The sequence below is a fragment of the Agreia bicolorata genome, assembly GCF_000938265.1.
Classification (GTDB): Bacteria; Actinomycetota; Actinomycetes; order Actinomycetales; family Microbacteriaceae; genus Agreia; species Agreia bicolorata.
This window is the reverse complement of the sequence record NZ_JYFC01000005.1, coordinates 13050-38133: the sequence shown is the minus strand read 5'-3', so window position 1 is coordinate 38133 and position 25084 is coordinate 13050. Positions and strand designations below refer to the sequence as shown.

General features: G+C 65.2%; 26 protein-coding genes. 22 read left to right on the top strand and 4 right to left on the bottom strand.

Annotated features, from left to right (window positions below; genetic code table 11):
* Positions 1–39: 39 nt before the first annotated feature.
* On the top strand, positions 40–864 hold the full coding sequence (locus TZ00_RS11980; protein WP_044442066.1) for an LLM class F420-dependent oxidoreductase: 825 nt from the start codon (positions 40–42) through the stop codon (positions 862–864).
* Here TZ00_RS11980 and TZ00_RS11975 read toward each other — a convergent pair.
* Positions 861–2006, bottom strand: coding sequence for a glutamate--cysteine ligase (locus TZ00_RS11975; protein WP_044442065.1), 1146 nt, complete (start codon positions 2004–2006; stop codon positions 861–863). The two genes, TZ00_RS11980 and TZ00_RS11975, sit on opposite strands and share 4 nt — an antisense overlap.
* Positions 2007–2253: 247 nt before the next feature.
* On the opposite strand from TZ00_RS11975, the gene rpsP reads away from it, so the two are divergent.
* The 5 genes from rpsP to trmD all read left to right on the top strand — a co-directional run bounded on the left by rpsP (position 2254) and on the right by trmD (position 5417).
* Positions 2254–2688, top strand: coding sequence for a 30S ribosomal protein S16 (rpsP, locus tag TZ00_RS11970; protein ID WP_044442064.1), 435 nt, complete (start codon positions 2254–2256; stop codon positions 2686–2688).
* A 2-nt stretch (positions 2689–2690) separates the two neighbouring features.
* Entirely contained in the window at positions 2691–2927 is a 237-nt protein-coding gene (locus tag TZ00_RS11965) for an RNA-binding protein (protein WP_044442063.1), read from the top strand.
* Positions 2914–3522, top strand: a complete 609-nt coding sequence (gene rimM, locus TZ00_RS11960; RefSeq protein WP_084606076.1) for a ribosome maturation factor RimM — start codon at positions 2914–2916, stop codon at positions 3520–3522. Before TZ00_RS11965 ends, rimM begins: the two co-directional genes overlap by 14 nt.
* Before the next feature lie 138 nt (positions 3523–3660).
* A complete protein-coding gene (locus tag TZ00_RS11955; protein WP_044442061.1) occupies positions 3661–4611 on the top strand; it encodes an endonuclease domain-containing protein in 951 nt (316 codons plus the stop codon).
* A gap of 74 nt (positions 4612–4685) precedes the next feature.
* Positions 4686–5417: a tRNA (guanosine(37)-N1)-methyltransferase TrmD gene (trmD, locus tag TZ00_RS11950; protein WP_044442060.1), complete on the top strand. Its 732-nt coding sequence runs from the start codon at positions 4686–4688 to the stop codon at positions 5415–5417.
* On the opposite strand, the gene TZ00_RS11945 is transcribed toward trmD, so the two are convergent.
* The gene (locus TZ00_RS11945; protein WP_084606075.1) at positions 5373–6038 is read right to left on the bottom strand and encodes a helix-turn-helix domain-containing protein; all 666 of its coding nucleotides are present in this window, start codon (positions 6036–6038) and stop codon (positions 5373–5375) included. The two genes, trmD and TZ00_RS11945, sit on opposite strands and share 45 nt — an antisense overlap.
* A 185-nt stretch (positions 6039–6223) precedes the next feature.
* Between TZ00_RS11945 and TZ00_RS11940 the strand changes: the two genes are divergently transcribed.
* Both TZ00_RS11940 and TZ00_RS11935 read left to right on the top strand, forming a co-directional pair.
* Complete coding sequence (locus TZ00_RS11940; RefSeq protein WP_044442059.1) at positions 6224–7774, top strand: NCS1 family nucleobase:cation symporter-1; 1551 nt, start codon at positions 6224–6226, stop codon at positions 7772–7774.
* Between the two features lie 35 nt (positions 7775–7809).
* Positions 7810–8547, top strand: coding sequence for an aspartate/glutamate racemase family protein (locus tag TZ00_RS11935; protein WP_044442058.1), 738 nt, complete (start codon positions 7810–7812; stop codon positions 8545–8547).
* 15 nt (positions 8548–8562) lie between these two features.
* Here TZ00_RS11935 and map read toward each other — a convergent pair whose 3' ends face one another.
* Positions 8563–9330, bottom strand: coding sequence for a type I methionyl aminopeptidase (gene map, locus TZ00_RS11930; protein WP_044442056.1), 768 nt, complete (start codon positions 9328–9330; stop codon positions 8563–8565).
* Positions 9331–9414: 84 nt separating this feature from the next.
* Here map and TZ00_RS11925 point away from each other — a divergent pair, with 84 nt between their 5' ends.
* The 9 genes from TZ00_RS11925 to TZ00_RS11885 all read left to right on the top strand — a co-directional run bounded on the left by TZ00_RS11925 (position 9415) and on the right by TZ00_RS11885 (position 16407).
* The gene (locus tag TZ00_RS11925) at positions 9415–9918 is read left to right on the top strand and encodes a hypothetical protein (protein ID WP_044442054.1); all 504 of its coding nucleotides are present in this window, start codon (positions 9415–9417) and stop codon (positions 9916–9918) included.
* 152 nt (positions 9919–10070) lie between these two features.
* Positions 10071–10421 carry a 50S ribosomal protein L19 gene (gene rplS, locus TZ00_RS11920; protein WP_044442052.1) on the top strand — a complete coding sequence of 117 codons (351 nt, stop codon included), beginning with the start codon at positions 10071–10073 and terminating at the stop codon, positions 10419–10421.
* 101 nt (positions 10422–10522) lie between these two features.
* On the top strand, positions 10523–11269 hold the full coding sequence (lepB, locus tag TZ00_RS11915) for a signal peptidase I (protein ID WP_044442050.1): 747 nt from the start codon (positions 10523–10525) through the stop codon (positions 11267–11269).
* Entirely contained in the window at positions 11206–11925 is a 720-nt protein-coding gene (locus tag TZ00_RS11910; RefSeq protein ID WP_338010792.1) for a ribonuclease HII, read from the top strand. Before lepB ends, TZ00_RS11910 begins: the two co-directional genes overlap by 64 nt.
* 38 nt (positions 11926–11963) lie before the next feature.
* The gene (locus tag TZ00_RS11905; protein WP_044442048.1) at positions 11964–12287 is read left to right on the top strand and encodes a DUF2469 family protein; all 324 of its coding nucleotides are present in this window, start codon (positions 11964–11966) and stop codon (positions 12285–12287) included.
* Between the two features lie 105 nt (positions 12288–12392).
* On the top strand, positions 12393–12755 hold the full coding sequence (locus TZ00_RS11900) for a YraN family protein (protein WP_044442311.1): 363 nt from the start codon (positions 12393–12395) through the stop codon (positions 12753–12755).
* On the top strand, positions 12752–14284 hold the full coding sequence (locus TZ00_RS11895; RefSeq protein ID WP_044442046.1) for a YifB family Mg chelatase-like AAA ATPase: 1533 nt from the start codon (positions 12752–12754) through the stop codon (positions 14282–14284). Before TZ00_RS11900 ends, TZ00_RS11895 begins: the two co-directional genes overlap by 4 nt.
* The gene (gene dprA / locus TZ00_RS11890) at positions 14281–15531 is read left to right on the top strand and encodes a DNA-processing protein DprA (protein ID WP_052521529.1); all 1251 of its coding nucleotides are present in this window, start codon (positions 14281–14283) and stop codon (positions 15529–15531) included. The genes TZ00_RS11895 and dprA overlap by 4 nt, the downstream gene beginning before the upstream one ends.
* 9 nt (positions 15532–15540) lie before the next feature.
* Complete coding sequence (locus TZ00_RS11885) at positions 15541–16407, top strand: SDR family oxidoreductase (RefSeq protein ID WP_044442044.1); 867 nt, start codon at positions 15541–15543, stop codon at positions 16405–16407.
* An 18-nt stretch (positions 16408–16425) separates the two neighbouring features.
* Here TZ00_RS11885 and TZ00_RS11880 read toward each other — a convergent pair whose 3' ends face one another.
* Positions 16426–17448 carry a LacI family DNA-binding transcriptional regulator gene (locus TZ00_RS11880; RefSeq protein ID WP_044442042.1) on the bottom strand — a complete coding sequence of 341 codons (1023 nt, stop codon included), beginning with the start codon at positions 17446–17448 and terminating at the stop codon, positions 16426–16428.
* A 194-nt stretch (positions 17449–17642) separates the two neighbouring features.
* On the opposite strand from TZ00_RS11880, the gene TZ00_RS11875 reads away from it, so the two are divergent.
* From TZ00_RS11875 to TZ00_RS11855, 5 genes are all read left to right on the top strand, one after another.
* Entirely contained in the window at positions 17643–19694 is a 2052-nt protein-coding gene (locus TZ00_RS11875) for a beta-galactosidase (protein ID WP_084606074.1), read from the top strand.
* 4 nt (positions 19695–19698) lie between these two features.
* Positions 19699–20604, top strand: coding sequence for a carbohydrate ABC transporter permease (locus tag TZ00_RS11870; RefSeq protein WP_044442041.1), 906 nt, complete (start codon positions 19699–19701; stop codon positions 20602–20604).
* Positions 20601–21464 (top strand): carbohydrate ABC transporter permease, encoded by an 864-nt coding sequence (locus TZ00_RS11865; RefSeq protein ID WP_044442040.1) that lies wholly within the window; start codon positions 20601–20603, stop codon positions 21462–21464. Before TZ00_RS11870 ends, TZ00_RS11865 begins: the two co-directional genes overlap by 4 nt.
* 62 nt (positions 21465–21526) lie before the next feature.
* Positions 21527–22861: an ABC transporter substrate-binding protein gene (locus TZ00_RS11860; protein ID WP_044442038.1), complete on the top strand. Its 1335-nt coding sequence runs from the start codon at positions 21527–21529 to the stop codon at positions 22859–22861.
* A gap of 19 nt (positions 22862–22880) precedes the next feature.
* Positions 22881–25019: an alpha-galactosidase gene (locus TZ00_RS11855; RefSeq protein ID WP_044442037.1), complete on the top strand. Its 2139-nt coding sequence runs from the start codon at positions 22881–22883 to the stop codon at positions 25017–25019.
* Positions 25020–25084 lie beyond the last annotated feature (65 nt).

Genomic DNA, 25084 nt, shown 5'->3' with positions numbered 1-25084 from the left:
GGTGAGTTCTCGATCAGGCGTGATAAGTAGGCTCACATCATGACGACAAACACCTCGCGCCCCGTGCGCATCGGCATCCAGATCGCACCCCAGCACTCCGACTACACGACGATCCGCGACACCCTTCGCCAACTCGAAGAACTGGGCGTCGATATCGCCTTCAACTGGGATCACTTCTATCCCTTGTCGGGAGACCCGGCCGGCCTGCACTTCGAGGGCTGGAGCATGCTCGCGGCCTGGGCGGAGCAGACGTCGACGATCGAGTTCGGCCCCCTCGTCACCTGCAACAGCTACCGAAACCCCGACCTCCTGGCCGACATGGCCCGCACGGTCGACCACATCAGCGCCAAGACTCCGGGAACAGAGGGTCGGCTCGTCTTCGGCATCGGCTCGGGCTGGTTCGAGCGCGACTACGACGAGTACGGCTACGAGTTCGGCACGGTTGGTCAGAGACTGGATGCGCTGGGCGAGGCGCTCCCACGCATCGAGGCGCGATGGGGTGTGCTCAACCCGGCTCCCACCCGCAAGATCCCTGTGCTGATCGGTGGCGGCGGCGAGAAGAAGACCCTCAAACTCGTCGCTAAGCACGCGACGATCTGGCACAGTTTCTCCGATGTGCCGACGCTGCAGCACAAGCTCGAGGTTCTGCGCGGCCACGCGTCGGATGTCGGCCGCGACGTGTCCGAGATCGAGATCTCGAACGATGTGAAGCTCACCGGTGCCTTCGGCTCCGCCGATGCCGCGGTTCTCGACGAGAAGGCCGAGGTGGGCGTCACGCTGTTCACTCTCGGAATCACCGGTCCGTCGATCGACCTGGGCCCGGTGAAGGATCTGCTCGCCTGGCGAGACGAGAAGAACGCCTAGGGGGCGACGTTGCCGAGGCCGTGGCGCAGCTCGCGAGTGAGTGACGCGACCACGGCCTTGAGGCTTCCGCCGTTCTCCTCGGCGACACGGAGCTGGCGCTGGTAGCTGGCGCCGTGTTCGAGAATCAGGTTCACCTGGGCGAGTTCGTCGACGCAGTCGAGCCGCTCGGCGACCGGCGCCAGTGTGACCAGCAGTTCTCGCACATCGTCGGTGACCAATTTTTCGGCGCCCTGCGCATCCACGATGATCTCGGCGTCGAGGCCGTAGCGCGCGGCGCGCCATTTGTTCTCGCGCACGTACCAGGGCTGCAGCGTCGGCAGGGTCTCGCCCGCGTCGAGCCGATCGGACATGTGCTCGACGAGACACTGGATGAGGGCCGCGACCGCGCCGATCTCCTCCGGGCTCGACAGGCCGTCGCAGGCGCGCATCTCGAGCGTTCCCCACTGGGGCGAAGGGCGGATGTCCCAGCGCACCTCGGTGTGATCGTCGACGATGCCCGTGACTTTCATATCGTCGACATACGACTCGTACTGGCCCCACTCGTCGAACTGGTAGGGGAGTCCCGCGGTCGGAAGCTGCTGGAACATAAGCGCGCGGTTCGACGCATAGCCCGTCTTCTCGCCCGCCCAAAACGGGCTCGACGCAGACAAGGCCTGCAGGTGCGGGTAGTAGTTGAGGAGCCCGTTCAAGAGGGGCAGCACCTTGGCGCGGCTCTCGACGCCGACGTGCACGTGGATGCCCCAGATCATCATGTTGCGGCCCCACCACTGGGTGCGGTCGATCAGCTTGTGGTACCGCTCCTTGTCGGTGATCTGCTGGTCGAACCACTGGGCGAAGGGATGCGTTCCCGCGCACATGAGTTCGACATCGAGCGGATCGGTGATGGCGCGCACCTCGGCGAGCTGCTCCTGGAGATCGTCGACGGCATCCGACACCCGTGTGTGCACTGCGGTGACGAGCTCGACGGTGTTCAGCAGCAGCTCTTCGGTGATGCGGGGATGGGCTTCGCCGTCGGGGCCGCGCAGAGAGTGCAGCACGTCGCCGGCGACGTTGACCAGATCGCCGGAGCTCTGCTCGACGAGCGCGATCTCCCACTCGATGCCGAGTGTCGAGCGTTCGGAATGAGCGAACGAGATCTCCATGAGCGGCTCCGATCGATAGCAGCGGGTCGGCTTATCCTGACAGACTCGAACTATCGCATCCCGGAATTACGCGCGCAGGGCGAATATCTGACAGAATGATCTGTCGAGTCTGCCCGCCCGACCCTCTAATCAGGTTGCGGCAGAACCCTCGAGAACTTTTTACGCCGAGTGTGCACCCCACGCTCACGGCTGCCAGTTCACCCACATTTAGGCCCATGAGGGCCGAGAGAAAAACCTAGGAAGAATTGTGGCTGTAAAGATCCGTTTGAAGCGCATGGGCAAGATCCGTGCACCGTACTACCGCATCGTCGTTGCCGACTCGCGCACCAAGCGCGACGGTCGTGTCATCGAGGAGATCGGCCAGTACCACCCCACCGAAGAGCCTTCGGTCATCAAGATCGAGTCCGAGCGTGCGCTCTACTGGCTCGGCGTCGGCGCTCAGCCGACTGAGCAGGTTGCTGCACTCCTCAAGCTCACGGGCGACTGGGGCAAGTTCAAGGGCGACAAAGACGCGGTCTCGACCGTGCGCGTCAAGGAGCCCAAGGAGCCGTTCGTCGCCGACGAGAAGAAGAAGCCGGTTCTGAAGCCCAAGGCTGAGGTCAAGGTCGAGGCTCCCGCCGCGCCCGCCGAAGAGGCACCGGCTGCCGACGAGGCTCCCGAGGCTGAAGCAGAGAAGGCCTAGCCTTGCTCGCTCCTGCTCTCGAGCACCTGGTCAAGGGCATCGTCGACAAACCTGCCGACGTGCATGTCGTTGCTAAGAGCTCGCCGCGCGGAGAGGTTCTCGAGGTGCGCGTGCACCCCGATGACCTCGGCCGCGTGATCGGCCGTGCTGGTCGCACGGCCAAGGCTCTTCGCACACTCGTCGCCGCGCTCGCTGATGGCAAGCGCGTTCGTGTAGACGTGGTGGATACCGATTTCTAAGAACGAGACGCAGCAACTCCGGGTTGGTCGCCTCCTGAAAGCCCACGGGCTCAAGGGGGCGATCAAGCTGGAACTCTTCACCGACGACCCCGCACGACGCTTCGTGCCGGGTGCGGTGTTCACCCTCCAGGTTCCGACATCGTCTCCGTGGCACGGCAAGACGCTCGAGCTCATCGAACTCAAATGGTTCAACAGCCATGCCGTCGGATTCTTCAAGGGCGTGCCCGACCGCACGGCCGCTGAAGGTCTTGTCAAGGCGATCCTGTGGATCGATCAGGACTCCGACGAGCAGTCCGCCGAAGAAGACGCCTGGTTCGATCACCAGCTCGTCGGACTCGACGTGATCCGCGACGGCGAGAAGATCGGTGTCGTGCGCCAGGTCAACCACATGCCGGCACAAGATCTTCTGGTTATCGAACAGGCATCCGGCGAGGTGCTGGTTCCCTTCGTCAAGGCGATCGTTCCGGCCGTCGACATCGCGGCGGGAACGATGACCATCACGCCGCCGCCGGGCCTCCTCGAGGAGCTCCCGGAGTCCGACGACGACGAGGCTCCCTCACAGGAAACCTCGGACGAGGACGCCCTGGCCGAATAGGCGCTTCACCCGAACGGGCGGAGATCACGCCGTCCGACGCGAATATCGTGTCGGACGTGCTGATCTCCGCCCGTTCGTGTTTTCCACAGATTTGCCGATGCGCCTGAACCGGGCTGTCGTGCCGTGCACCATCGTCATATGGCAGATATTGAGACCGTCATAGCCTCGTCAGGCGGCGTCGCGTCCCTGACCTATCTCCAGACCCGCGGTATATCGCTCAGAGAGATCGACCGTGAGCTTCGCTCGGGTGGACTCTTCCGGGTGAGACAGGGGTGGGTGGCGTCGCCGAAAGCACGTGCCGACATCGTCCAGGCCGTTCGAGTGGGCGGCGTCCTTACCTGCCAATCTGTTCTGCGGCCGCTCGGGGTGTGGTGCGACGACGATCGGCTCCTGCATGTTCGCGTAGGCAAGCACACGACGCATCTCTCCGCCCCTCACGATCGTCGCGTTCCGCTGGGCCGTCCCGGTAGTCGCGGCGTTCGAATCCATCGCACGGTCACCGGGTTCGAGGTTCCCGATCCAGGACGCCCTGTCGACTCGCTCGAGACAGCCGTCGTGCATCTCTTCCAGTGTGAATCTCGCGACAACGTGATCGTCAGCCTCGACTCAGTCCTCAACAAGAAACTGCTGAGTCGCGAGCGACTCGAGGAGCTGGCTGCGATCCTGCCCAAGAAGTTTCGTTCGTTCGTATCGCTCACCGACTCGGCGGCGCAGTCCGGATTGGAGACGAAAGCGCGTCTTGGCTTGAGGCGGCACGGAATTCCGTATCGCAGCCAGGTCTTCGTTGAACGCGTGGGGCACGTCGACCTGGTGGTCGGTGATCGCGTGGTGCTCGAGGTCGACGGGGAGGCCTGGCACTCGGGCCCGCTCGCCTACACCGAAGACAGACGCCGCGACCTGGAGCTTCTGCGTCAGGGGTTCATTGTGGTTCGGGTGAGCTACGCACAGGTCATGAACCAATGGGCGCTCATTGAGGAGGTCATCCGCTCGCTTGTGGCCCGTCGGGAACATCTGTGGGCCGCTCGGCACCGCCGTGCCGGTCTCGCGAGTATCGGAACGGGCGGAGATCAGCGCATCCGCACCAAATAGAGTCGCGCATGTCGTCTCCTCCGTCCGTTCGCTCAGGGCACCGTCCGCTGCGCGCACACAGATAGGCTTTCAGGATGCGTATCGACATCGTCTCGATCTTCCCGAGCTTCTTCGACGCGCTCGACATCTCTCTGCTCGGCAAGGCCCGCCAGTCCGGCCTAATCGAGCTCGGCGTTCATGATCTGCGCGACCACACCCACGACAGGCATCGCAAGGTCGACGACACCCCTTTCGGCGGAGGCGCAGGCATGGTGATGAAGCCCGAGCCGTGGGGAGAAGCGCTCGACGCGATCCTCGATGCCGAGCCCACGGCATCCGGTGCCCCGCTCGTGATCTTTCCCTCGCCGGCCGGCGAGGTGTTCACACAGAAAATGGCGCGTGAGCTGTCGACCCGAGAACACCTGATTTTCGGATGCGGTCGGTACGAGGGCATAGATCAGCGGGTGTTCGACGACACGGCCGCCAGGGCCGAGGTTCGCCTGGTGAGCCTCGGCGACTACGTGCTGAACGGCGGCGAAGTTGCCGTCATGGCCATGATCGAGGCGATCGGCCGGCTCATTCCGGGCGTGGTAGGAAACCCCGAGAGCCTGGTCGAAGAGTCGCACGAAGACGGACTCCTCGAGTATCCGAGCTACACGAAGCCGGCGGAGTGGAGGGGCAGGGAAGTGCCGCCCGTGCTGCTGAGCGGCAATCATCGCCTGATCGCCCAGTGGAGACATGAGCAGCAGCTCGAACGCACCGCGCGCGTTCGGCCCGACCTTCTACGAGTGAACGATCAGCCAGACGGCGACGCAGGGCTCGCCTGATCGGTTGCTCAGTCGGTGAGGTCTCGTCGCGGGAAAGGTGATCGAGTCGCCGGCCGTCAGAACGACGTCTTCGCCTTCGAAGGTGATCGTGAGGGTGCCAGAGGTGATGCTGCCGATCTCGAAGCCGTCGTGCCGGATGAGGTCGCCGTGGGCGCTGCCCGTCGACCCTGCCGGGTACGTGGACTCGAAGACCTCGAGGCCGGGCACGGGGCCGGGGGAGAGCCGTCGGTAGACCACGCCCGACTCCAGATTCATGTCGGGCACACGGCCGGCGCGTGAGATGACGTAGCCGTCGCCCTCGACCGGCTGGTCGGGGAGCCCGGCGAGACGGTCGCCGAGAGTCGCGGCGGCTGTGGATGCTGCCGCTGGTTCCGCTCCGGGGGCCTCGAAGGCCGCTGACAGGGGCACGCCCAGTGCGGTGACGATCGCGATGAGGCGGTTCACCGACGGCACCATCACGCCCGTCTCGATCTGGGACACGGCGCTTGCGGAGATGTCGAGTGAGCGGGCGAGGGCTCTCAGTGACAGCCCGGACTGGGTGCGAAGCTCGCGAAGCCGTCGACCGAGGGATTCATTCGCGCTCAGGGCCGCCTCGTCTCCGGGCTCGAGCACGTTCTCCACTCGTCAATTGTCACACGCCTGTAACAGGCACGAAATCGCAGGGCAAGTGTTAAGCAATAGCTTTATGAGCACTGACGGAGCCCTGAGGAGCTGCCGATTAGGGAACGTGGATCGAATCGAATGATCCACCGACTGTCACCCTCCAACCACACTGTCGCACCACTGATGAGAAACCGGAGAATTCCATGACCGAGGTCGTCAACCCGCCTGGGGAGAAACCCGGCGACGTGCTCGAGGCTGCAGGACTGCCGACGGGCAGCGGCGTCGTCGAGGCGTTCCACGATCCACGCCTCAGCAACGAAGATCTTGCGCCGCTCAAGAAGCAGACCTGGAGTGCCTACAACTTCTTCGCCTTCTGGATGTCCGACGTGCACAGCGTCGGCGGCTACGTCACCGCGGGCAGCCTGTTCGCGCTGGGGCTCGCGAGCTGGCAGGTGCTGATCGCCCTTCTCGTCGGCATCACGATCGTCTACTTCCTCTGCAATCTCGTCGCCAAGCCGAGTCAGCAGTCGGGCGTTCCCTATCCGGTGATCTCGCGCACCGTATTCGGTGTGCTCGGCGCCAACATCCCCGCGATCATCCGCGGCCTGATCGCGGTGGCCTGGTACGGCATCCAGACCTATCTCGCGTCGGCGGCGCTGGTCGTCGTGGCCCTGAAACTCTGGCCCGATCTCGCGGGCATCGCGGATGCCGACACCGTCGGTTTCGCAGGCCTGTCACTGCTCGGCTGGATCGCCTTCCTCATTCTCTGGGTCGCGCAGGCCTTCGTGTTCTGGCGGGGTATGGAGTCGATCCGCAAGTTCATCGACTTCTGTGGACCCGCGGTCTATGTCGTGATGATCATTCTCGCCGTCTACCTCGTGTCGCAGGCGGGCTGGGAGAACATCGACCTGAATCTGGGCTCGGTGAAGTTCCAGGGCTGGGACGCTGTTCCCGTCATGCTCGGCGCCATCGCGCTCGTGGTGTCATACTTCTCCGGCCCGATGCTGAACTTCGGCGACTTCTCTCGCTACGGCAAGTCGTACAAGGCGGTCAAGCGCGGAAACCTCCTCGGTCTGCCACTCAACTTCCTCGTCTTCTCCCTGCTCGTCGTGATCTGCGCATCCGCCACCGTGCCGGTGTTCGGCACGCTCATCACTGACCCGATCGAGACCGTCGCCCGCATCGACAATGTGTACGCGATCATCCTCGGCGCGCTCACCTTCGCCATCGCGACGGTGGGAATCAACATCGTGGCGAACTTCGTATCGCCGGCGTTCGACTTCTCGAACGTGGCCCCGCAGAAGATCTCGTGGCGTATGGGCGGCATGATCGCCGCCGTCGGAAGCGTGCTCATCACGCCGTGGAACCTCTACTCGAGCCCGGAGATCATCCACTACACGCTCGACACGCTGGGCGCGTTCATCGGCCCGCTGTTCGGAGTGCTGATCTGCGACTACTACATCGTGCGCAAGCAGACGGTCTACGTCGATGACCTCTACACGATGAGCGAGAAGGGGCGCTACTGGTACAAGAAGGGCTTCAACCCCAACGCGGTCATCGCGACGGCGGTCGGGGCTGTGCTCGCGGCCAGCACCGTGTTCATCCCTGCGCTTCAGGGCGCCGCGTCGTATGCATGGTTCATCGGCTGCGGAATCGGACTCGTCGTCTACTGGCTGGCCGAGAAGATCAACCCCCAGGCGGCCCGCAGCATGCAGGCGGCCGAGGAGCACGAGACCGCTTCGGTCATTCAGTAACACCACCCACCGCACCATCGAACGGACACGCACTCGTGCACATCACCGTGATCAATCCGAACACCACCCGGGCCATGACCGACATGATCGGATCGTGCGCCCGGGGGGTGGCCGGGCCCGGAACGCGCATCAGCGCCGTGAACCCGTCGATGGGGCCGGCGTCGATCGAGAGCCACTACGACGAGGCGCTCTCGGTTCCCGGTCTGCTTCACGAGATCGCGGAGGGCGAGCGGGCGGGGTCTGACGGGTATGTCATCGCCTGCTTCGGCGACCCGGGGTTGGATGCCGCTCGCGAGCTCGCGGGCGGCCCGGTCGTCGGAATCGCTGAGGCGGCGATGCACGCGGCCACCTTGGTGGGCCGGAGCTTCAGCGTCGTCACCTCGCTGTCGCGAACGGTGGGGCGAGCTCATGATCTGGTGCGGCACTACGGTTTCGCCGATCGGTGCGTGGGGGTGTACGCCTGCGACATCCCCGTTCTCGCCCTCGACGACCCGTCGACCGGAGCCGCGCGGGTGATCATCGAGCTGTGTCGGCAGACGGTCGAGCGCGACAAGGCCGATTCGATCGTGCTCGGATGCGCGGGGATGGCCGATCTGTGCAGCTACATCTCCCAGGAGGTCGGCGTTCCCGTTATCGACGGGGTGAGCGCGGCGACGAAGCTCGTCGAATCGCTCGTCACCCTCGGCTACTCCACATCGCGACGAGACGAATTCGCTCGTCCGCTGCCGAAGGCCTACGTCGGCGGGCTCTCCGCTTTCGAACTCGTCGACTGAGTCGGGTGCGGCCGGCTAGGAGCGGGCGGTCAGAATGACCGGGCCATCCTCGGTGATGGCCACGGTGTGCTCCGAGTGCGCGCCCCGAGATCCGTCGGCGCTGCGCAGAGTCCAGCCATCCTTGTCGGTGACGATCTTGTCTGTCGTCTCGAGGAACCAGGGCTCGATAGCGATGACCAGACCCGCGCGCAGGGGGAGGCCCCTGTTGGGCCGGCCGCTGTTCGGAACGTGCGGGTCGCCGTGCATCGTGCGGCCGACTCCGTGACCGCCGAAGTCGGTGTTCACCAGGTAACCGGCCTCGGCCGCGATCTGGCCGATCGCCGCGGAGATGTCGCCGAGGCGTCCTCCTGGGCGGGCCGCCGCGATGCCTGCCTCCAAGGCGCGTTCAGTCGTCTCGATGACCCGCAGGTCTTCTGGGCGAGGCGTTCCGACCACGATCGACACGGCGGAATCCGCTACCCAGCCGTCGACGGATGCGGCGAAGTCGAGACTCACCAGATCGCCGTCGCGAAGAACGTAGTCGTGAGGGAGGCCGTGCAGCACGGCATCGTTGACCGACGTGCACAACACTTTTCCGAAGGGGCTGGCGCCGAAAGACGGGTGGTAGTCGATGTAGCACGACTCGGCACCACGTGACCGGATCATCTCGTGGGCGATCGCATCGAGCTTGAGCAGGTTCATGCCGACGGCAGCCCTGGACTTCAGCTCGGTCAGCACGTCGGCGACGAAGCGCCCCGCTGCCCGCATCTCGTCGATTTCTGTGGGCGTGCGCAACTCGATCATGCCTCTATTCTGCCCGCTGTCGTGTTCGCCCGGGGCGCACATGATCCCAGCCAATTCCCGAGCTGTCGCGCCTAGCCTGAATATGTGATGATTCGTCGGGCTTTCTACTCTGTTCTGTTCCCCGCGGCCGTTCTTCTGCCGGCGTGGTTACTCGTCGGCAGCGCGGTCTTCGGGGGAGGCGCGTGGGAGACACTGGGCGTGCTTCTCGCCAGCATCGTGCTGTTCGTGGCGCTCGCCGCCATCGCCGGCATCGTCTACGCGCGGCCGGGCGTTCGTGCGTCGAAGCGCGTCTCGTGGATCGACGTCGCGGTGCTCACCGTGATCGCTGCGTCGGCGATCACACTGGGCCTCAACACGGCGGCATCGACAGCCGCCTCCGTTGTTCTCATCGTGGCTGTCATCGCAGGATTCTGGGCCGCGGTGTGGCAGTTCTTTGTCGAGGCCCGCAAGCGGGTGCAGGATGCGTTCGCCTCGTTCGAGGTGCCGCAGACCACCCCGGGTGCCGGATTCCGCCCCAACCAGGTGCCCGCGGGCATCCGGAACGATGGCGAGTACATCGTGATCGAGACGAGCCGCGACACCCACTGATTGTGGCCCGGGCGCCGCGTGTGGCAGAATAAACGATTGTGCCTCGGCCCGACTCTGCCACAGGGGAGTCTGCGATAAACGATGGCACCGAAACTCACACTTCTTTTACCCCGTAGTCGACCTGTGGCGGTTGCAGAGAGCGAATCACCATCATGAGCCACATTCTCGATTTCGTCGACGCGGCATCGCTGCGTAGCGACATCCCCGAGTTCCGCGCCGGCGACAACGTCAAGGTGCACGTCAACATCGTTGAAGGTACGCGCTCGCGTATCCAGGTCTTCCAGGGCGTCGTCATCGGCCGCTCGGGCGAGGGCGTTCGCGAGACGTTCTGCGTGCGCAAGGTCAGCTTCCAGGTCGGCGTCGAGCGCACCTTCCCGGTTCACTCGCCGGTCATCGACCACATCGAGGTCGTCACCCGCGGTGACGTTCGTCGCGCGAAGCTCTACTACCTGCGTGCCCTCCGCGGCAAGAAGGCCAAGATCAAAGAGAAGCGCGACGCGTAGCTTTCGCCTTCGAATCGCCTGACAGCCGAAACTCCGTCAGTCTTTCGATTCACATCCCTGAGCTCCCTGCCCATAAAATGGCAGGGAGCTCAGGCGGTTAAATGACAGAAACGACCATGCCATCGCGTACGTCACGCCGGCACAAGAATTCGCGCAAGCAGCGCAGTGCACTGCTGTTCCTGCGCGACATCCTCATCATCTTCCTCGTCGCCGTGCTGGCGTCGGTGCTGATCAAGACCTTCCTTGTGAGGTCGTTCTACATCCCGTCTGGGTCGATGGAGAACACGCTTCAGATCAACGACCGCATTCTGGTCAACCAGCTCGAACCCGGGTTGATGCCGATCGAACGCGGCGATGTCGTGGTCTTCGCTGATCCGGGCGGATGGCTGCCCGCCACGATCGAACCCGAGAAGCCGCCGGTTCAGGCCGCCCTCGACTGGGTTCTCGAGACGGTGGGCCTCACGGCGAGCGATGCCAACGACCACCTCATCAAACGTGTCATCGGCCTGCCCGGCGATCACGTCACCTGCTGCAATGCTCTCGGCCAGATGTCAGTCAACGGCGTTCCGCTCGACGAGCCCTACATCAAGTTGCCCGAGGGTCAGACCGCCGCCTCCGCAGTCTCGTTCGACGTGACCGTGCCCGAGGGGTCGCTCTGGGTCATGGGCGACAACCGCTACAACTCCAAGGACTCGCGGTTCAATCAAGACCAGCCCGGCAAGGGCTTCGTGCCGATCAAGAACGTGGTCGGGCGAGCTCTGTGGATCACATGGCCCGTCGACCGATGGACATTCCTCGACAACTACTCCGATGTGTTCGCGGGCGTCGAGAGCGAGGGATCGAAATAGTCGTCTCCGATCCGAGTCTCGACGTCGAACGAGATCTCGAGAAGCAGGGTGCCCGCATCGTCATCGGCATCGACGAGGTGGGCAGGGGCGCACTGGCCGGGCCTGTCGCCGTTGGGGTGTGCGTGGTGCAGACCAGCAGCTGCGGCCCGATTCCCCAGGGCCTCCGAGACTCCAAGATGCTGTCCGAACCGGCGCGCGAGCGGCTCTCGCCTCTCGCGGCGGCCTGGGCACACGACAGTGCGGTCGGCCTTGCCAGCCCGCTCGAGGTCGACGAGTTGGGCATCATCGCGTGTCTCGGTCTCGCGGCCAAGCGCGGCCTCGGCATGCTCTTCGAGCGCGGGGTGGATGTCGCGGGCGCGGTCATTCTGCTCGACGGCTCCCACAACTGGCTGGCTCCGGCCCTGTCCACTCCGCTGCACGTCGTGACGCGTGTGAAAGCCGACCGTGACTGCGCGTCTGTCGCCGCGGCATCCGTCGTCGCTAAAGTGCACCGCGATCGCATGATGATCGAGCGCCATGCGGGCAGCCCCGACTACGGATGGGCGAGCAACAAGGGGTACGGCAGCGCGGGCCATATGGCGGCCATCGCGGCCCTCGGCCCCACGGACTTTCATCGCAGAAGCTGGCTCAAGGCGCCCGTTGGCGTCGAGGGCTGATCCGGGCCATGCCATTCACGCCGTAGACTGGGCGCACCATGGAAGATGATGAGATCGAGGACTACGACCGCGAAGTCGAACTGGCCCTCTACCGCGAATACCGCGATGTGGTCTCGCAGTTCAAGTATGTGATCGAGACCGAGCGCCGGTTCTATCTGGCCAACGACGTCGAATTGGTTCGCCGCGACACCGAGCACGACTTCTACTTCGAGCTCGTGATGAATGACGTGTGGGTGTGGGATGTCTACCGCTCCGACCGCTTCGTCAAGAGTGTTCGCGTTCTGACGTTCAAAGACGTGAACGTCGAAGAGCTGTCGACGAAGGACTTCGAGCTTCCGAAAGAACTCGCGCTCGACGAATAGGCGTCTTCTCCTCGGCTGACCCTGTGGAGAGTGGGTTTCGCCCGTTCCCTCGATCTGCCGTCTGCCGCGATTCGTGCGCTGCCATCCTCGATGGCGGAGGCGCGAATGAAAGCAAAAGATGCCCTGGGTCGTCAGGGCGAAGACGTGGCCGCGAGCTATCTGGCAGATCAGGGCTTCACGGTTCTCGAACGAAATTGGCGATGCGAGCAGGGTGAGATAGACCTTGTCGGCGTCGATGGGCGAGACACGGTGTTCGTCGAGGTCAAGACTCGATCGTCTACGGCCTTCGGGCATCCGTTCGAGGCGATCACCGACGCGAAGCTGGCGCGGTTGCGGCGGCTCTCGACGGCGTGGTGCGATGCGCAAGAGGGCCGGCGACCCAGTGTCATCCGCATCGACATCGTCTCCGTGCTCATCCGCGACGGCGGTATTCCCGTGGTCGAGCATCTTCGCGGGGTCTTCCGATGATCGGCACGACCTCCGCCGTCGCTCTGCTGGGGCTCACCGGTCAGATGGTCGAGGTCGAGGCCGACATCACTCCCGGCCTCCCGTCGTTCACGATCATCGGCCTGCCCGACACCGCCCTGTCGAATGCGCGCGAGCGGGTGCGGCACGCCACCAGCAATGCGGGCTGCCCGCTCCCGGCAAGGCGCATCACCGTCAATCTGTCACCGGCCGCGCTGCCGAAGTTCGGCCCTGTGTTCGACCTCGCCATCGCGATGGCGCTGCTCGCGGCCGCACGCAGCATTAGTGTCGAATCCATCGGCCGGGTGGTGCACCTCGGCGAGCTGGGACTCGACGGGCGGCTGAGGCCGACCAGCGGCATCCTGCCTGCTGTGGCCGCTGCTGCACGACTGGGGTTCAGTCGGTTTATGGTGCCCACGGGCAACGCCGACGAAGCCGCGCTCGTACCCGGCATCACCGTGATACCCGTGGCATCCGTTCGCGACGCGGCCATCTTTCATGGCAGCACGCTGCAGCCCCAACCCGTCGACCCCATCTTGCTCGCTCGAGAGAGCGCCAGCGAGACGCCGGTGCTCGAGTTGGCCGATGTCGTCGGCAACCGCGATGCCACGCAGGCGCTCGTCGTCGCGGCAGCGGGTGGCCACCATCTCTTTATGCTCGGCCCGCCCGGGGCGGGTAAGACGATGCTTGCTGCCCGTCTTCCCGGGCTTCTTCCCGATCTCGGAGCCCTCGAATCGCTCGAGGTAAGTTCGTTGCGTTCGCTCAGCGGTGAGGTTGTCGGCTCACAGCTCATCACCCGCCCTCCGCTCGAGAGTCCTCACCACACGGCGACGGCGGCCGCGTTGGTGGGAGGCGGCTCCCGGCAGATCAGGCCCGGCGCCGCTGCCCGTGCCTCGCACGGCGTGCTCTTCATCGATGAGGCGCCCGAATTCAATTCCTCGGTGCTCGACGCACTGCGGCAACCGATCGAGACCGGGGTCATCAGCATCCACCGGGCGAACGCCGTCGCCTCTTTTCCGGCGACCTTTCAGTTGGTGCTCGCGGCGAATCCGTGTCCGTGTGGACAGTACGGGGCGCGCGACTCCGAGTGCACGTGCACCCCGCACTCGCGTCGCCGGTACCTCGCACGCATCTCCGGTCCGCTCATGGATCGAATCGATATCCAACTGCGTGTCCAGCGCATCACGGCAGCAGAGCTCCGCATGGCCGACGGCGCGGATCGACTCGACACGGCCACGGCGCGCGCGACCGTCGTCGAGGCTCGAGCGCGATCGGCTGCGCGGCTCGCCGAGACGCCCTGGCGGTTGAACTCGCAGGTGCCTGGCTCGTGGTTGCGCACGGGTCCGCGCAGGCTCCACCGTGCGACCACGGCGTCGCTCGACAGAGCACTCGAACGAGGAGGCCTCACCATGCGCGGGTACGACCGCGTGTTGCGGCTTGCCTGGACCGTCGCAGACCTCGACGCTGTCGAGTCGCCGACGGCCGAGCATGTCGGGCGGGCGCTCTATCTGAGAAAGTCGCTGCAGGCATGAGCATCTTCGCGCTCGATTCGAATCAGGTCATGCGCCTCGCCTCCGCTGTGTCCGTCGACACCAAAACGGAGGTCGATGAGCCGGCCGCAGCCGAGATCTTCGCTCGCGCGGCCTGGACGGGCATCGCCGAGCCAGGTGACTCGGTCGCGGGGGCGCTGGTAACGTCGCTGGGCCCGGTGGTCGCGCTCACCTCTCTCGTCGATTCGTGGTCCATTGAACGCGTGACGGCCGAAGCAGTGGCCGGGGGAGCCGACTCGATCGCGGCACACGACCTCGCTCTCGCTTTCGACCGGTGGAGGCCACGTCTCGTCTCGAGCGCCGCGATCACGGCCCTTCGGCAGGCGGCGAGGGTCTCGGCCCGCCTCGTTCGTCCGACGGACAGCATCTGGCCCGCGGGGGTCGACGACCTCGGCGTGCACGGCCCGATAGCGCTGTGGGTGCGCGGCATCGACGCGGCCCTCGAATCGCTCTCGTCGTCGGTCGCTCTGGTGGGCGCACGCGCGGCCACGGGCTACGGCGAGCACATGGCGATGGAGCTCGGAGCAGGCCTGAGCGATAGGGGAGTGTCAGTGGTGTCGGGCGCAGCCTATGGAATAGACGGCATGGTTCATCGCGCCGTCCTCGCGAGCGGCGGGCTCACGGTCGCCTTTCTCGCGGGTGGTGTCGACCGCTTCTATCCCAGTGGGCACGATGCTCTGCTCGGACGTATCGCCACAGTCGGGGCGGTCGTCTCGGAGCTGCCCTGCGGCTCGCCTCCGACGAAATGGCGTTTTCTCCAACGCAATCGTTTAATTGCCGCGTCGAGTGTCGCCACCGTGGTGGTCGAGGCCGGGCGCCGCTCGGGGTCGCTCAACACGGCAGCGCACGCGGCATCCGTGGGCCGGCCCCTCGGCGCGGTCCCCGGGCCGGTCACGTCGCCGTCGTCGGCGGGGTGTCACCGGCTGATCCGGGAGTTCGACGCGGCGTGCGTCACGAGTGTCGACGAAGTACTGGAGCTCGCGTCGGGCATGGCCGGCAGCGCGCCGCAACCCGAGCTTGACCTCGGCGTCGATGCATCCTCGGAGCGGCTCCCGCCCGATCAGTTGCGGGTACTCGACGCCCTGAGTGTCCGGTCGGCGCGCACGACGGCAGACGTGGCCCGACGCACAGGCATGTCCATGGGGGCGACAGAGGGCGTGCTGGGGCTGCTGGCCCTCGAGGGGGCCGCGATCGAGACGGAGGCGGGATGGAGGAAGCAGAAAAGGTAGCGTGAGGACATGAGTCGTTCAGAGTCCCACACGAAGAACATTCCGTCGCTTGCCATCACAGGATCGACCGGTCACCTCGGCGGAATCGTGGCCCGAGCCGTCGCCGATCTTGGTGAGGAGCAGACACTGGTGGTGCGCGACGCGAGCCGCGCGCCTCAACTCGCAGGCGCGCAGGTGCGCGAGGCGAGCTACCGCGACGGGGTGGCGAGCCGAGGTGCGCTCGATGGTGCGCAGACGCTGTTCATGGTGTCCGCGTCAGAGAGCGTCGACCGCGTCGACGAGCATCGATCGTTCATCCACGCCGCTGCGGCGGCGGGCGTCTCCCACATCGTGTACACATCGTTCTTCGGCGCACACCCGGAGGCCGTGTTCACCCTTGCGCGCGACCACTTCGCGACGGAGCAGCACATCAGAGACTCCGGAATGGAGTTCACCTTTCTGCGCAACAACTTCTACATGGACTTCTTCGCGCTGCTGGCCGGTGAGGATGGCGTGATCCGTGGGCCGGCAGGCAGCGGTCGAGTCTCGGCCGTCAGCAGGGCAGACCTCGCCGACGCGGCGCTCGCTGTGCTGCGAGACCCGACGGCGCACCGCGGGGCCGTCTACGAGCTGACGGGTCGAGAGGCGCTGAGTCTCGACGACGTGGCCGGCGTCATCACGGAGAAGACGGGGCGCGAGGTGACGTTCCACGACGAGACGCTTCCCGAGGCGTATGAGTCTCGCGCTGTCTACGGGGCGCCGGACTGGCAGGTCGACGCCTGGGTATCGACCTACACGGCCATGGCGGCAGGGGAGCAGGAACGGATCACCGGCGACATCCGTGCCCTGACGGGGCACGACCCCGAGACGCTGGGGGAGTTCCTCGACAGCGCGTGAACAGCAGCAGCCCGGGTCTCAGGCCGAGTCGCGCCAAACGATGGCCGTCTCGAGAAAGATCCCCGCGGTATCCACCGTCTCGCCCCTGAGCTGGGCGAGCACGCTTTCTGCGGCCCGCCGACCGAGTTGCCCGGCCGGCTGGTGAACGGTCGACAGCGGCGGCTGCGCCCGCGTCGCCCAGGCGCTGTCGTCGAAGCCGACCACGCCCACATCGCCGGGAACGGATCGCCCGACCTCGCGAAGAACATCGAGAACACCCGCGGCCATGGCGTCTGAGGCGGCGAAGACGCCGTCGATGTCGGGCGCCCTGTCGAGCAGAAGCCGCATGCCATCGATGCCGCTCGTGTGCGCATACAGCGGCGTCGTGATCACCAGGTCGGGGTCGAAGGCGTCGCCGAGCGCGGCGCGGAAGCCGGCCATGCGGTCTTGCCCTGAGTCGCGGTCGAGGCCCGCCGCGATCATGCCGATGCGACGCCGGCCCGTCTCTTTCAGCTTCGTGGTGATGGCTTTCGCGGCGCTGAAGTTGTCGATTCCCACATAGGGAATTCCTTCGATGTCGACGGGATGACCGACGAACGCCGCCGCGATGCCGAGCTCGGCGACCACCTTGGCTATCGGATCGTGGGCGCGCGCCGAGACGATGATGACGCCGTCGACGAATCCGCCGCTGAGGTACTCGGCGACTCTGTGGCTGTCGCGCTCGGAGTCGATGACGAGCGAGACAAGCTGGTAGTCGGCATCGGAGAGTGCGGAGTTGATGCCCAGAAGAATGCTGCCGATGTTGGGGTCTTCGAGAAACAGCGAGTGCGGTTCGTGCACAACGAGCCCCACCGCGTGCGACTGCCTCGTCGCCAGGTTGCGGGCAGCGCTGTTGCGAACGTAGCCGACCTTGGAGATCGCGTCGGTCACGGCCGAACGAGCGGCGTCGGATACATAGGCTTCGGAGTTCAGCACCCGCGACACCGTGCCGCGTGACACGCCCGCAACCGCTGCCACGTCGTTGATGGTCGCGCGTGCGGATGCTGCTCGACGGGCGGTCATATGCCCACTGTACTGGGGTAGAACTCTGCCGGGTGCGGTTGTACTGGCACGCCGGAATTGACAGGTCGATAGCCGTGTGCATATTCTGGGACCGTTCCCAGAGTTGATGGCGATTTCTTGATGATCGCGACTGGGAGCGTTCCCAGACGGAAGCGCCGCGGGATCGAGCATGCACAGACAATGGAGCCCGTACCGTGAGCGAGACCGCAGTAGCCACCCTGATCGATGGCGCCGCATCTGCCTTCACCTTCGGCTGCGATTACAACCCCGAGCAGTGGTCTCCCGAGACCTGGCTCGAGGATGCCCGTCTGATGAACGAGGCCGGCGTCACGCTGGTCGCGCTGAACATCTTCGGTTGGGCTCAGCTCGAGCCGGTGAGGGGCAGCTACGACTTCGAGGCGCTCGACACGATCATCGACCTCCTTCACGATCACGGCATCGGCATCAATCTCGGTACGGCCACGTCGAGCCCGCCCCCGTGGTTCAGCGCCGACTATCCCGAATCGTTGCCCACAATGGCCGACGGCACGACGCGTGCGTTCGGAGGGCGGCAGGCGTTCTGCCCGAGCTCACCCGCGTATCGCGAGCATTCCCTCGCCCTCGTCGAGAAGATCGCGGAGCGGTACGGCGCGCATCCGGCCGTGCGTCTCTGGCACGTCTCGAACGAGATCGGCTGCCACAACGCGCACTGCTACTGCGATACCTCCGCCGTGGCGTTCCGTGAGTGGCTGAAGGCCAAGTACGGTCGCATCGACGACCTGAACGACGCCTGGGGCACCTCTTTCTGGAGCCAGCGCTACGCCGCGTGGGAGCACATCCAGACACCTCGACTCACGGTGTCGACAGGCAACCCGGGTCAGGCTCTCGACTTCATGCGATTCAGTTCGGATGAGCTGCTCGAGCACTACAAGGCGGAGCAGGCGATCCTTCGTAAACACAGCGCCGCGCCCGTCACGACCAACTTCATGGTCACGGCGCACATCCGCAACCAGGACTACTGGGCATGGGCGCCGCACATGGATGTCATCGCCAATGACCACTACCTCGACCACCGCCTGGGTGACGCGCGTGCCGAGCTGTCATTCGCTGCGGATGCGACGCGCGGCCTGGCCGGCGGACGTCCGTGGATGCTCATGGAGCAGGCGACCTCGGCCGTCAACTGGCAACCGCTGAACATCGCGAAGGCGCCGGGAGAGATGATCCGCAACACCCTCAGCCACGTCGCTCGCGGTGCGGATGGGATCAGCTTCTTTCAATGGAGGGCATCGCTGCAGGGCAGCGAGAAGTTCCACTCGGCGATGCTGCCGCACGCGGGAACGGATTCGACGGTCTGGCGAGAGGTCGTCGAGCTCAGCGGCATTCTGCAGAAGCTCGCCGAGGTGACGGGCAGCGTCGTCGAGGCCGACGTGGCCATCGTCTTCGACTGGCAGGCATGGTGGGCCACCGACCTCGACTCGCATCCCTCGGCCGACGTGCGCTATCTGACTCAGGTGCACGCCGCCTACAACGCCCTTCTCGGCGCGGGCGTCACCGTCGACATCGTGGCGCCCGGTGCGCCCGTCGACGGCTACAGACTGGTCGTCGTTCCGAGCCTCTACAGCGTCACGGATGCCGCGGCCCAGGTTCTGGCTGACTATGTGGCGGCCGGCGGGCACGCGGTCGTGACCTTCTTCAGCGGAATCGTCGACGAGAACGACCGGGTGCGCCCCGGCGGCTACCCCGGCGCTTTCCGCGAACTCCTCGGCGTCAGGAGTGAAGAGTTCGTTCCGATTCACCCATCGACCGTCCTCGAGCTGAGCGACGGACAGAGTGCGAGCCTGTGGTCGGAGAGACTGCGGCTCGAGGGCGCGGAGGCGATCTCTGTCTTCACGAACGGCCCTGTCCCCGGCGTCGCCGCCGTGACCCGCAACCCGGTTGGAGACGGCGCTGCCTGGTACGTGGCGACAGCCCTCGACGAGGCGTCACTTTCCGAGACGCTGGTGCGCGCCGCCCGCGAAGCCGGTGTCGAGATACCTGTCGTTCACCCCAGCGGAGTAGAGATCGTGCGACGGGTCGGGCCATCCGGCAGCTGGGTCTTCGTCATCAACCACTCGGATGCGGCGTACGAGTACCGAACGCAGGGCACCGAGATCATCACAGGCGCCGAGGTCGGCACTCGCGCGTCCGCTATGAATGAAACCTCGCAGAACGGCACGCTCGACGTGCCGGCCGGCGCAGTGCGCGTCGTGAGAGAGAGCAGGAAGTAGAAAAGTGACGACCACATCGGTGCCACGGCTGAAAGCCCGCCGCACACCCGTCAAACACAAGCGGGCCATCGCGATATTCCTCGCACCCTTCGCGGTGCTGTTCGCCGCCTTCTACCTGCTGCCGATCGGCTGGGCAATAGGCCAGTCTCTGCTCGTCGTCGAGCGCGATGGCACCTTCGGCAAGCCGGTGGAGGTCTTCGGCGGCCTCACCCAGTACATCCTGGTTTTCCAGAACGAGGCGTTCTGGGCAGCCGTCGGTCGGGTCGCGCTCTTCGGCGTGGTGCAGGTGCCGGTGATGCTTGGCTTCGCGCTGGTGCTCGCACTGCTGCTCGATTCTCCGCTCGTGAAGGGCAAGAAGTTCTTCCGTCTGGCGTTCTTCGTGCCGTATGCGGTCCCCGGAGTCATCGCCGCAATCATGTGGGGCTACCTCTATTCGCCGAACCTCTCGCCCTTCGCCGCCTTCACCTCGGGCTTCGATCTGCTGGCACCTGAGACGGTGCTCTGGTCTATCGCGAACGTGGTTACGTGGGTCTACGTCGGCTACAACATGTTGATCATCTACTCGGCGCTGCTGGCGTTGCCGAGCGAGATCTTCGAGGCGGCGAGACTCGACGGGGCGAATCAGTTGCAGATCGCACTGTCCATCAAGATCCCTCTCGTGATGCCCGCGATCGTGCTCACCGCGATCTTCTCGATCATCGGAACGCTGCAACTGCTCGCAGAGCCGCAGGTGTTCCGCAGCTTCACCTCGTCGGTGTCGAGCACGTTCACGCCCAACATCGCCGTCTACACGACCTCAGCGGTTCCGAACGTGAGCCTGGCCGCCGCAATGAGCGTGGTTCTCGCGATCGCCACCTTCATCATGTCGTTCGTCTTCTTGAAGTTCACCCAGCGGAAGGGCGACAAATGAGCCAGATATCTGCCGGAGCTCCCAAAGAGAAGCTCGCGTCGCGCACCGCGGCCATGATCGTGATGGGCATCTCGACGCTCTATTTCCTCGTGCCCATCTGGTGGCTCTTCATCGGCTCGACCAAGTCGCGAGAACAGTTCTCGAGCACGGCGGGCCTGTGGTTCGCCGACTTCAACCTGTTCACCAATATCGCCGACCTCTTCGCCTACAACGACGGCGTCTACCTTCGCTGGATGCTGAACAGCATCGTCTACGCGAGCTTCGGCGCGCTGCTGGGAACGCTCTTCGCGGCGATGTGCGGCTATGCGCTGGCGAAGTACCGGTTTCCGGGTCGCGAGCTGATCTTCAATACCGTGCTCGGCGGTGTGCTGGTTCCGGCAACGGCCCTCGCACTGCCCTTGTTCCTCATCTTCAGCCAGTTCAACGCGACCAACACGTTCTGGTCGGTGTTCCTGCCGAGCATCGTGAGCCCGTTCGGCGTGTACCTGGCGCGTATCTTCGCGGCGGCGAGCGTGCCGGACGAGTTGCTCGAGGCTGCGCGGCTCGACGGCGCGGGCGAGGTGCGCACCTTCTTCTCAGTGTCACGCCGCCTCATGACCCCGGCGCTGGTCACGATCTTCCTGTTCCAGTTCGTCGCCATCTGGAACAACTTCTTCCTACCGCTCATCATGCTGCGCGACCAGACGCTGTTCCCCGTGACCCTCGGCCTTTACACCTGGAACTCGCAGGTCAACCAAATTCCCGAGATCCGCACCTTCGTCATCATCGGGGCGTTCCTTTCGATCATCCCGCTGATCATCGCCTTCCTCAGCCTTCAGCGCTTCTGGCGCGGCGGGCTGGGGGCCGGCAGCGTCAAGTAACCGCTGCCACCTCGCACAACCCGCACCACAGAACCGCACAATCACAATCGAAGGAAGAGAAGATGCACATCAAAAACAGCAAGCGCATTGTCGCGCTCGGTGTTCTCGCGGCCCTGAGCCTCACGGGATGCGCCGCGGGCGGCAGTTCTGGCGGAAGCGGCGGCGATGCCGCCGCATGTGCCCCCAGCGACGGCAAGGTCGATCTGACGTTCACCTCGTGGATTCCCGGAATCGATAAGGTCGTCGACATCTGGAACAAGGAGAACCCCGACATTCAGGTGACGGTGCAGACCGGCCCGAACGGAAACGGCGGCACCTACAAGAACTTCTTCAACCAGCTCAGCGCGGGCAACGCGCCCGACCTCGGCCAGATCGAGTACGACGCACTTCCGAACTTCCGCGTTCAGGACGGCCTCACCAACATCGCCTCGTGCAAGAACGTCACCGAGAGCAAGGATGACTTCATCGACTGGACCTGGAACCAGGTGACGTTCGGAGAAGACGACGCGGTCTACGCGATCCCGCAGGACACCGGCCCCATGGCCATGTACTACCGCAAGGACCTCTTCGAGAAGGCCGGCATCCCCGTGCCCACCACCTGGGACGAGTACGCCGCGGCAGCGAAGACCATTCGCTCGCAGGGCGGATACATCACGAACTTCCCGCAGAACGACGTGAACTGGTTCGCCGGCCTCGTCTGGCAGGCAGACGGTCGCTGGTTCTCGAACGACGGCGACAAGTGGGACGTCACTCTCACCTCGCCCGAGTCCGAAAAGGTCGCCGACTACTGGCAGGGTCTCATCTCGAACGACCTCGTCTCCAAGGTTCCGGCCTGGACCGACGAGTGGAACAACGCCTACAACACGGGCAGCGACTGGACCTGGATCTCGGCCGTCTGGGGAGCCAACTCGATCTCGAGCGGCGCCCCCGACACATCCGGCAACTGGGCCGTTGCGCCTATGCCGCAGTGGAAGGCCGGCGACACCAAGGCGGGCAACTGGGGCGGGTCTTCAACGGCCGTGCTCAAGGGCTCGAAGCACCCCTACGAGGCCGCGCAGTTCGCTCTGTGGCTGAACACCAGCGACGAAGCCCTCACCGCTCTGAACAAAGAGGCCAACCTCTATCCCGCGACGAAGGCCGGTCTGAAGCTGCCCGTCCTCAGCGAGGGAGTCGACTTCTACGGCGGACAGAAGATCTACGACACGTTCGCCACCGCGGCGAATGAGACGAACCCCGACTTCGTCTGGGGCCCCACGATGACGCAGACTTACGGCGACGTCGCTGACGGCTTCGGCGAGGTGCTCGGTGGCACCGGCACGCTGACCGATGCTCTGAAGACGGGCCAGCAGAAGACGATCGACGCCCTCGATGCGGCTGCGATCCCCGTCAACAAGTGAGCATGATCAATAAGTGAACATGATCCATCACCTCCGTGCCGCGGGCACCAGCTTCGTGCTGGACGCCCGCGGCACGGCCGTGCCCGCCGTCATCCATTTCGGAGCCGATCTTGGCGAGCTCGACGAGCACGCTCTGCACGACCTCGTCGAAGCACAGCGCCCGGCTGTCGGTCCGAGCTCTATCGACTCGGTCCTCACGCAGTCGATCGTTCCCCTCATGGCCGACGGGTGGTCGGGTAGGCCTGGGCTCGCCGGGTATCACGAGGGCACGCCGGTCTCCGCCCTCGGCGCCCAGAAAACGGCCGCGCTCCGGCTCAGAGACACGCGGCGCACAGACCACAGCGTCACCCTCATTCTCGAGACCGTTCCGTCGGTTGCCGGTGAGCCGGATGCGACGGGTCTGGTCGTCGAGGTCGACATCGAGTTGTCGACCGAGGGCGTTTTGCGCCAACGGCTCAGCCTGAGCAACGAGGGATCGAGCGTGTATTCGCTGGCCTCCCTCGACGCCACCCTTCCTGTGCCCGCGAGAGCGCGGGAGCTGCTCGACTTCACCGGCCGATGGCCGCGCGAGCGCCAGCCTCAGCGACACGATCTGGGCGTGGGAACGTGGACGAGAGACAGCCGACATGGCAGACCCGGCCACGACGCGGCGTTCCTTCTGGTGGCGGGCACGCCGAACTTCGGTTTCCGGCACGGCGAGGTATGGGGTTCTCACCTCGCCTGGAGCGGTGATCAGCGACTCTGGGCTGAGGCCTCGGCAACTGGGCACGCACTCGTGGGCGCGGGGGAGTTGCTCGAACCGGGCGAGATTCGTCTCTCTCAGGGCGAGAGCTATCGATCACCCTGGCTCGTCTCGGCATGGTCGAACGACGGCCTCGACGGTCTGACCCGTCGCCTGCACCGCTTCGTCCGCTCGCGACGAGCCCTCGGCGAGCGCAAGGTCATGCTGAACACATGGGAGGCCGTCTACTTCGACCACGATCTCGCTAAGCTCACGCGGTTGGCCGAAACGGCGGCCCGGGTGGGCGTGGAGCGCTTCGTTCTCGACGACGGCTGGATGAAGGGCCGCACCGATGACCGACGCGCGCTCGGCGACTGGGTCGTCGACACCTCAAAGTGGCCCGATGGTCTGCATCCCCTGATCGAGCGCGTGCACGCTCTCGACATGGACTTCGGCCTGTGGGTCGAGCCCGAGATGGTGAGCGTCGACTCAGACGTGTTCCGGGAGCATCCGGACTGGGTGCTCTCCGCCGCGAATGCCGAACTCCCGCAGCCCTGGCGCCATCAACAGGCCCTCGACCTGTCGAACCCGGCGGCCTTCGGCCACGTGCATGCTCAGCTCGTAGCCCTGCTCGAGGAATACCCGATCGCGTATCTGAAGTGGGATCAGAACCGCGATCTTCTCGGCGGCTCCGCCCATCGACAGACGCTCGCGTGTTATCGGCTCATGGACGAATTGCGGAGTGCGTTTCCGGGGCTCGAGATCGAGTCGTGCTCGTCGGGTGGCGGACGCGTCGACCTCGGGGTGCTGGAACGCACCGACCGTGTCTGGCCGAGCGATACCAATGACTCGCTCGAGCGCCAGGCGATCTACCGATACACGGCGGGTCTCGTGCCGCCCGAGTTCCTCGGCGTTCACCTCGGTGCGCCGACTGCCCACACGACCGGACGCAGCCACGAACTGAGCTTTCGACTTGCGACTGCGCTGTTCGGCCACGCCGGCATCGAGTGGGATCTCACGACCGCAAGCGAGACGGAGCTCGAGGCGATCCGTGAGTGGACGTCGTTCTACCGCGAGCAGCGTGCCCTCCTGCACTCGGGAGTGCTGGTGCGGGCCGACGACGTCGATCCGGCTCGTCAAGTGCACGGCATCGTGACTCCGGATGCCGAGGCCGCGATCTTCGCGATCATCACGATGGCCGCGACCCGCGATTCGCCGGTCGCGCCGGTCGTCTTCCCTGGGCTCGATCCCGACCTCGTATACCGTGTGCGCCCCGTGAGGCTCGGGGAGTGGCCTCGCGTGCTGCAGGATGCTCCGCCTCCGTGGTGGACTCATGGAGAGATCACGCTGCCCGGTCGGGTGCTCGTCGAGCTCGGTCTCACCGTGCCGCTGCTTCTGCCCGAGCAGGCGCTTGTTCTGCACGTCGCAGCCGTCTGAGCGATCAGCTCGCCCGAGCGGGCGGGCCTGCGAGCGGATGCGCGCAGAAGGCGGCATGCTGAAGG